Raw genomic sequence first — 6760 nt, forward strand, 5'->3', positions numbered from 1 at the left:
GCGATGAGTTGTCAGGAAGTAATGCGTATGGATGATACTCTCCAGGGCCGGTGATAACTGAAGATGATGTTAAGCTGCTAAATGAGCCACGTTGACATCATTTGGCAGCTTCATGCATTACAAACTTCCCGCCTGACGACCTTTGCCCGCAGAAGTTAATGTTCTCCCCGTTTGCTTACCGTTGAGGCTTTCCAGACGCATCTGGAAGGGCGGGAATGGCATATCGATACCGTGGGCATGGAAGCCTGCCAGAATTAGCTGGTGGATCTCATGGCGTAGCGGCATACGGTGACCCATCTCAGCGGCGTAAATACGCAGCTCGAAAATCTGAATCCCTTGTTGCAGATCCACCAGGAAGACTTCCGGTGCCGGGTTGTCGATCACCAGCGAGCAGCGACGCGCTGCGGTGAGCAGGATTTCCGTCACTTCTTCACTGTTGGCATCAGCAGGGGCCGGAATCGTCAACACTACGCGCGTGACCGAGTCAGAGAGCGACCAGTTGATAAACTGCTCGGTAATAAACGCCTTGTTCGGCACGATTATCTCTTTACGGTCCCAGTCGCTGATGGTGGTGGCGCGGGTGTTAATTTTCGTCACGCTACCGGTGAGATCGCGAATTGTCACCGTATCGCCAATGCGAATCGGTTTTTCGAACAGGATAATCAGACCAGAGATAAAGTTGGCGAAAATTTCCTGCAAACCAAAACCGAGACCAACACCGAGCGCGGCGACCAGCCACTGCAATTTCGACCACTCAATACCAATCATCGAGAAGCCGACCAGCCCGCCAATCAGCATCAGCAGATATTTGGTGATGGTGGTGATGGCGTAGCCCGTACCCGGCGTTAAATCCAGGTGCTGCAAAATCGCCAGTTCCAGCAGCGCGGGCAGGTTGCGCACCAGCTGCGTGGTGATGATAAACACCAGAATGGCAATCAGCACCGCACCGAGGGTAATTGGCTCCAGACTTTCTACGCCCTGTACCGTGGAGGTGACATCCCACAGCGAAATATTTTCGAGGAAGCCGAAAGCGGAATGGATTTCTGACCACAGCACAATGACAGAAAGCAGGGCGATCAACATCAAAATTGAGCGCACCAGCCGCAAGGATTGCGCACTGATGGCATCGAGATCGACTTCGCTTTCATCGACTTCAATTGCCCCTTCCGGGCTACTGTGATGATGCGCTTCCTCTTCGCCACGCGCGCGTTGCGCTAACATCTCTGCCCGGCGATGCTTCGCCCGGTCAAACGCCAGCCTGCGACGCTGGATCAGCATCCAGCGGCGGATAACGTGATAAACCACCAGTAGCAGGAACCAGATGGCAACCGAGGTTTCAAGCCTCGCTAACAGTGCCTGCGCCGTTGCCAGATAACCCACAGCCGACGCCAGAATGGCAACCAACGGCGCGCCAATCATCATGTTCCACAGCATATGGTTGGTAATGTTGTCGCCGCTGCCCTCTTTGTTGAGATACAGTGGGATCCCGGCCTTTTTCAGGCTGAGGGTGACCACCGCCAGCGCACCGCAAATGAGGATAAAGCAAAGCCGTCCCAGCGAACCGGAGAATTCACGGTCGTCGAGGTTATCGAACATCATCAGCGCCATAATCAGCGGCACAATAAGCCCGATGCTCATCAGGTAGTAGCGCATCCCACGGGAAACACGTTCGCGCGGCCAGCCAAAATGAGCGATAAACAAGCCGTTCGGGCGGGCAAAGGTGGCGCAAATCATCACTACCCACAGCAGCGGCACGGTGGCCGTTACGCCATCGCCAATCGCGACCGCCAGCGGATAAGGCCACGCCTCGCGCAAGCCGTAACCCAGCGTCATCCACAGCACCGGCAGCGGTGACGCGACGAGAATCGACCAGAAAAGAGTGCGCAACGTGAGCCAGAAGTGATCCTGAGTCACTTTGCCGACTTTCGCCGCCGAACGTTCAAGAAAACGGGTGAAATAGCGGCGCGAGTAAATACTGCAACCGACCAGAATCAACGCGCCAAACAGCGGCAAAATCGTCTCTTTGCTGGTCAGCATCATCACACTGGCTTTGCCCAACTGACTGAAGGTGTCCAGCGAAATGAGACGACGCAGATCCTGGGCGATTTCCAGTGGCCAGGCGATAGTCATCGGGCGCACGTCAGAGGTCCAGAACAGATAGCGATGCGTCGCTTCATTCACCTCTTTCAGCGCATCCTCAAGTTGCCCGTTGGAGACTTTCAGCTTGGTCAGTTCCAGCAGTAGCGTGTCGCCACCCTGCAACAATGAGTTCAGCAACTCACGCTGAGTGCGTAGCTGTGCTTCCAGAATACGGTTTTGCTCGGCGGTCAGCGGCTGACCGTCGGCCTGATGGATTTGCCGTAGCAGCGGCTGTTTATTAAGCAGATCCTCATAACGTAACCGTTGCACACGCAACTGCGCCATTTCGGTATCAAGCTGTTGTGGTTTTGGCATTTCTGGTAGCCGTGCCACCTGCGCCCGCAGCGCTTCACCGAGCAGGTTGGACGATCCCAGCCATTGCGACTGTTCACGCAGCGTATTCAACGCCTGCCGGACCTGTAACGTCTGGCTGGCAGCCTGACGCTGTTGCGAGGCAACGAGATCCATCCGCTGCGCCTGTTGATTCAGTGCCGCCGATAGTTCGCGGTTAATTTTGAATTGCGCGACGATATCTTTCGGCAAATCGGCACTGTTTTCTGCCAGTAATTCGGTACTTTCCAGCGCCCGCTCCGCCTCAAGCTGACGTTGGCTATTCAACTGATTACGTAAGGCCTGCAAATACGCATCCAGTTGCTGGCTCTCTTTTTCCGCCAGCTCTGAGCGCAAGCGCGCTAATTCCTGACGGTTATTGGCAGACAGCTGCGCCAGTTCCAGTTCATCAACGAGCGCTTTCAGGCGTGCGGAGTCAGACTGCAACGCGAAATTTTGTGCCTGATTGAGCGGAGTATTGCCGGTAAGCGTTCCCAGGCGGCGCTCGATCTCATTTAACTGACGGCGGGCATCGGTTTGCTGTTGCGGCAGTTGATTCAGTGAATCGGCAATCTCGCGGGCGCGCTCCTGCTCTTGCTGGGCCTGACGGCTCTTATCCAGCAACTGACTGCTGACCTGGAGAATTTCCTGATTCAGCGCATCGGTAGACATTCCCGGCGACACGCTGCGCGGCTCGTCACGCATGTTGTTTAATTGTGCGCGCAGAGTAGCGGAGAGTTTCGGGTAATTATCGATAACTTGCTGATATTGTTTGATGCGCTCAAGGGAACCTTTTCGTTCCTCAAGCGCATTTAAGGCAGACTGGAGTGCCTCTATGACTTCTGGCTGCGCGGGTTTCGCCGCTTTTGCCTGCTCCAGTTCCTGGGTGATTTGTTTGCTATCGGGGGCCGTCGCGGCGTACGCCCCCCAACTGAGGCACCAGGCCATCAGAAAAGTGATAATCAGGCGCACGTCAGCGTTTCCTTTGATGGATTAGACCTGGTCTTTTTTGTCGTCAACCAATGGGCTGGCGTCGTGTTCTGCTTCGATCTCTTCAGCAGGAAGCGGGGCAGGTTCAGCGTCTGGCGTAACAAAGGTTTCGGTAGATACTGCCAGCGGCTGGCCAATTTTCGTGACAGACAGGCTTTCCAGTTGCTCAACCAGATTCACTTTACCCGGTGCAAACAGGTTGATAACGGTGGAACCGAGTTTAAAGCGACCCATTTCCTGGCCTTTAAGCAGTGCCACAGAACCGTCGTTTTCCCCGGCAGGCCAGGTCCAGCGCTTGATGATACCTTCGCGCGGCGGCGTAATGGTGCCCGCCCAGACCGTCTCAATGCTGCCAACAATCGTCGCTCCGACCAGAATCTGCGCCATTGGGCCAAATTCGGTATCGAAAAGGCAAATCACGCGTTCGTTACGGGCAAACAGATTCGGCACGTTCTGAGCGGTGAGATGGTTAACGGAGAAGAGATCGCCCGGCACGTAGATCATCTCACGCAGAATACCGTTGCACGGCATGTGTACGCGGTGGTAGTCACGCGGGGAGAGGTAAGTGGTCACAAACGTACCGTTGCGGAACAGGTCCGCCATCAGATAGTTGCCTGCCAGCAAGGCTTCGAGGCTGTAGTTGTGGCCTTTGGCTTGCAGGATTTTATCTTCTTCGATTTTACCCAACTGGCTGATAACGCCATCGGCAGGCATGACCAGGACATTCGGATCGGTATCGATTGGGCGTACTTCGTCACGCAGCGGACGGACAAAGAATTCGTTAAAGGTGCGGTAGCTGGCGGTGTCCGGCTTTTGCGCCTCTTTCATGTCGACCTTGTAGTATTTAACGAACAGATCGATAACCAGTTTTGTCAGCCATCCTGCCCGCTTGCTTGCGCCCCAACCCGCCAGGCGAGTAAGCCATAGTTTCGGCAGAATGTACTGTAGCGAAAGTTTAAATGAATTTAACAAGGTAGCCTCCAGGCCATTGTTTTGTCGTTCCTGATCCGGCCTACATGCCGGATCCTGAAAAAAAGGGGACGATTCTAACGACGGTTAGCTTAATTGTCAGTCATCCGTATCAGAAAAGTTTTTACGCGTTTTTACCTGCGCCATGCTTTCCAGAATACGGTGATAGTTTTCGAAACGGGTTTCCGCGATTTTTCCTTCCTCAACCGCTTCCCGGATAGCGCAGCCCGGATCGGTATCGTGTTTGCAATCGCGATATTTACACAGACCTAAATAGTCATGGAATTCGACAAAGCCCTGAGTGATTTGTTCCGGCTCCAGGTGCCAGAGGCCGAACTCACGCACACCAGGGGAATCAATCACATCACCGCCGTGCGGGAAGTGATACAGTCGTGCGGCGGTCGTGGTGTGCTGACCGAGACCCGAGTTGTCAGAGACATCGTTGGTCAGGATCTCTTTTTGCAGCCCCAGCAACGCGTTCAGCAGGCTGGATTTGCCGACGCCAGACTGGCCGGCAAAAATGCTGATGCGCCCGGTCAACGCCTCTTCCAGCGGTTTTAGCCCATCCTGAGTATGGCTGGAAACCATCAATACGCGATAACCAATGTTGCGGTAGATATCCATCTGCTCGTTGACGAACGCCATGCCTTCGTCGTCCAGCAGGTCTATCTTATTGAGCACAATAATCGGCTCAATCTGCAAGGTTTCGCAGGCCACCAGGTAACGGTCGATAATATTGAGCGACAGCTCCGGCAAAATGGCGGAGACAATGACAATCTGGTCGATGTTGGCGGCAATAGGTTTCACGCCGTCGTAGAAATCCGGACGCGTCAACACTGAGGTGCGCTCATGCACCGCTTCCACGATCCCTTTGACATTTACGCCTTCCGCCGCCGGTTTACCCGGACGCCAGACTACGCGGTCGCCGGTTACCAGCGAACGGATGGTACGGCGAATATTGCAGCGGTGAACGTCGCCATCGGCGGATTCCACATCAGCGTGCATACCAAAGCGGCTGATGACGATACCTTCATCAGGCTCGCCAAACAGATTGTCGTCGTAGTCGGGCTTCTCCTTAGACGTTTTAAGACGACGCTGGTGATTGGCGTTCACGCGGCGCTGCTGGCCTTTGGAGAGTTTATTTTTACTCAATCGTACAGACTCCTGGTCGCCCCTGATGGGCAAAACATCTATGATACACGCAATTGTGGATCAATATAGTCACTGTGAATGGGTGGAAAATAGCATGAGTGCCAATGAAAACAACCTGATTTGGATCGATCTTGAGATGACCGGTCTGGATCCCGAGCGCGATCGCATTATTGAGATTGCCACGCTGGTGACCGATGCCAACCTGAATATTCTGGCAGAAGGGCCGACCATTGCAGTACACCAGTCTGATGAACAGCTGGCGCTGATGGATGACTGGAACGTGCGCACCCATACCGCCAGCGGGCTGGTAGAGCGCGTGAAAGCGAGCACGATGGGCGATCGGGAAGCTGAACTGGCAACGCTCGAATTTTTAAAACAGTGGGTGCCTGCGGGAAAATCGCCGATTTGCGGTAACAGCATCGGTCAGGACCGTCGTTTCCTGTTTAAATACATGCCGGAGCTGGAAGCCTACTTCCACTACCGTTATCTCGATGTCAGCACCCTGAAAGAGCTGGCGCGCCGCTGGAAGCCGGAAATTCTGGATGGTTTTACCAAGCAGGGGACGCATCAGGCGATGGATGATATCCGTGAATCGGTGGCGGAGCTGGCTTACTACCGCGAGCATTTTATCAAGCTGTAAAATTTTTCCTGGTCACGTAAGCGCCGGAATCCACTTGCGGCGGCGTGATTTTGACGCTAAATTGAACGTCTTGCTGATAATTTCAGCACTTGAGATAAAAACGCAAAAAAAACTTTTTTGGGGGGTTGCAGAGGGAAAGATTTCTCGTATAATGCGCCTCCCGTAACGACGCAGAAATGCGAAAATTACGAAAGCAAAATTAAGTAGTACGCGGGAATAGCTCAGTTGGTAGAGCACGACCTTGCCAAGGTCGGGGTCGCGAGTTCGAGTCTCGTTTCCCGCTCCAAAATTTGAAAGTGCTGTAAGGCACAGACCACCCAAGCGGGAATAGCTCAGTTGGTAGAGCACGACCTTGCCAAGGTCGGGGTCGCGAGTTCGAGTCTCGTTTCCCGCTCCAAATTCTTCTCTCAATAAAATATCCACAGCGATGCGATGCGTTATTGCTGGTTTTCGTTGTCTCTGACAAACTCTTGTAAACAGAGTTATCCACAGCCTCAGGCTGTAATCTTAATTTCAAAGAAACTTCGCACGGTGAATAGT

General features: G+C 53.8%; 4 protein-coding genes and 2 tRNA genes. 3 read left to right on the top strand and 3 right to left on the bottom strand.

Going from position 1 to position 6760, the window contains the following annotated elements:
• Positions 1-117 precede the first annotated feature (117 nt).
• From mscM to rsgA, 3 genes are all read right to left on the bottom strand, one after another.
• Positions 118-3441, bottom strand: coding sequence for a miniconductance mechanosensitive channel MscM (gene mscM, locus E0D98_RS08400; RefSeq protein ID WP_001236813.1), 3324 nt, complete (start codon positions 3439-3441; stop codon positions 118-120).
• Positions 3442-3462: 21 nt separating this feature from the next.
• Positions 3463-4431 (bottom strand): archaetidylserine decarboxylase, encoded by a 969-nt coding sequence (gene asd, locus E0D98_RS08405; protein WP_000934920.1) that lies wholly within the window; start codon positions 4429-4431, stop codon positions 3463-3465.
• 96 nt (positions 4432-4527) lie between these two features.
• Positions 4528-5580, bottom strand: coding sequence for a small ribosomal subunit biogenesis GTPase RsgA (gene rsgA, locus E0D98_RS08410; RefSeq protein WP_000041970.1), 1053 nt, complete (start codon positions 5578-5580; stop codon positions 4528-4530).
• 94 nt (positions 5581-5674) lie between these two features.
• On the opposite strand from rsgA, the gene orn reads away from it, so the two are divergent.
• From orn to E0D98_RS08425, 3 genes are all read left to right on the top strand, one after another.
• Positions 5675-6220, top strand: a complete 546-nt coding sequence (orn, locus tag E0D98_RS08415) for an oligoribonuclease (RefSeq protein WP_001295188.1) — start codon at positions 5675-5677, stop codon at positions 6218-6220.
• Between the two features lie 210 nt (positions 6221-6430).
• A tRNA-Gly gene (locus tag E0D98_RS08420) sits at positions 6431-6506 on the top strand.
• A 35-nt stretch (positions 6507-6541) separates the two neighbouring features.
• Positions 6542-6617: transfer RNA gene (locus E0D98_RS08425), tRNA-Gly, on the top strand.
• The last annotated feature ends 143 nt before the right edge of the window (positions 6618-6760 follow it).

Origin of the sequence: Escherichia sp. KCJ4928 (genome assembly GCF_004352695.1) — a bacterium.
In the GTDB taxonomy this organism is placed as follows: Bacteria; Pseudomonadota; Gammaproteobacteria; order Enterobacterales; family Enterobacteriaceae; genus ECMA0423.

Coding starts and splice junctions, on each gene's coding strand:
- orn (WP_001295188.1), top strand. CDS start 5,675: ATGAGTGCCAATGAAAACAACCTGATTTGGATCGATCTTGAGATGACC.